A 1,892-nucleotide genomic window follows, 5' to 3' on the forward strand; every position below is an offset into this window, starting at 1 on the left:
GGCTCGTGTCCCAGGAAGTGGTGTAAGTCCTTCGCGCGCGGCAAGCCGCGGAGGGTGCGGCCCGTAGGGCCAAACCCGTAGTGGCTTGCCGCGCGCGGCGCCGGCCGTCCCGCCATCGGCGGTGGCCATCGTGGTCCCGGATAAGGTTGAGGTGCGACCCACCAACTTTGTCCGAAGGAGATTCCACGATGACCGCACCCATGATGACACTGGCCGAACTGGCCGAGAAGGGCCCCGACGTCGACGTGCTGCGCCAGATGGTGCAGTTCATGGCCCAGCGCCTGATGGATGTCGACGTCGAAGGGCGCTGCGGCGCGGGCTACGACGAGAAGGCGCCAGGAACACGGCTGAACAGCCGTAACGGCTTTCGCGAGCGAACCTGGGAGACCCGTGCCGGCACCGTCGAGCTGCAGATCCCCAAGCTGCGCCGCGGCAGCTACTTCCCGGAGTTCCTGGAGCCCCGGCGCACCGCCGAGAAGGCCCTGGCCGCCGTCATCCAGGAGGCCTACGTGCACGGCGTGTCCACCCGCTCGGTGGACGACCTGGTCAAGGCCCTGGGCATGAGCGGCGTGTCCAAGAGCGAGGTCAGCCGACTCTGTGGCGAGCTCGACGAGCGCGTACAGGCCTTCCTGGATCGCCCGATCGAGGGCGACTGGCCGTACCTGTGGATCGATGCAACCTACGTGAAGACGCGCGAGGCCGGGCGCATCGTGAGCGTGGCGGTCATAGTGGCTGTGGCGGTCAACACCGACGGGCAGCGCCAGGTGCTGGGGATGAAGGTCGGCGCCAGCGAGGCTGAGCCCTTCTGGACGGAGTTCCTGCGCAGCCTCATGCGCCGCGGCTTGCGCGGCGTGCGGCTCGTCATCAGCGACAGCCACGAGGGCATCAAGGCCGCTGTGCCGAAGGTATTGAAGGCCAGCTGGCAGCGCTGCCGTGTGCACTTCATGCGCAATGCCCTGGCCTACGCGCCCAAGACCCAGCGGCGCATGGTCAGCGCGGCCATTGCCACCGTCTTCGCCCAGGAGACAGCCAAGGACGCGCATGGCCAGTGGCGTGTGGTGGCTGACCAGCTGCGCGGCAAGTTCGACAAGATCGGCAGCCTCATGGACGGCGCCGAGCACGAGGTGCTGGCCTACATGGACTTCCCCAAGGCGCACTGGCTGCAGATCCACAGCACCAACCCGCTGGAGCGACTGAACGCCGAGATCAAGCGGCGCACAAACGTGGTCGGCATCTTCCCGAACGACCGCGCCATCACGCGCCTGGTCGGCGCCATGCTGCTGGAGCAGAGCGACGAGTGGGCCCTGCAGCGCCGCTACATGCAGCTTGAAGGCCTGCAGACCCTCAGCGATACTGCCCCAGCTCGCCTGCCAGCAGTGCAGCGCTGAGCACAGCGTGCATCTCAGCCCGTCCGGGCTGTGGAGTTACACCACGCGTTGGGACACGATCTCGCCGAGCGGCAGACACGATGGCCGAAGGGCATGCCTGCTGTTCGCGGCCAGCCAAGCGCCGCGGGGGGCGCTGCGACTGCAGCTCTCGCGCGCACTATGCTGGCAGCGTCATCGGGCCCAGCGAGGCATCGCGCCTGCTGCAGGAGGCGGGCGAGCAGGTCCAGATCCACTGGCTGGCGGGCTACCTGTCCTTCGGCTCCTCGGAAGGCGTGTTCGAGCATGTGCGGCGCAACACGGACGGCCGGCCCGCCGGGCGGTGTGCCACGTCATCCTCGCCTTCGTCGCTGCCGGGCGGTGATCGATCGAGCTGGTCGGCGCGGGCGACCGGCGGCATCACCTGCGCACGCTGGCCGATGCCTGATGCTGACCCAGCGAATGGTGTCGGCGGTCAGCTGTCAGCGAAGCTCCGAAACTCACTGTGAGGGCCACAAGGGGGCGCGC

Annotated in this window: 1 protein-coding gene; it reads left to right on the plus strand. The window is 68.3% G+C overall.

Annotated features, from left to right (window positions below):
• Positions 1-188: 188 nt before the first annotated feature.
• Positions 189-1,388: an IS256 family transposase gene (locus tag ACOVRJ_RS22060; RefSeq protein ID WP_422045967.1), complete on the plus strand. Its 1,200-nt coding sequence runs from the start codon at positions 189-191 to the stop codon at positions 1,386-1,388.
• Positions 1,389-1,892 lie beyond the last annotated feature (504 nt).

The sequence above is a fragment of the Roseateles sp. genome, assembly GCF_049240545.1.
Classification (GTDB): Bacteria; Pseudomonadota; Gammaproteobacteria; order Burkholderiales; family Burkholderiaceae_C; genus Paucibacter_A.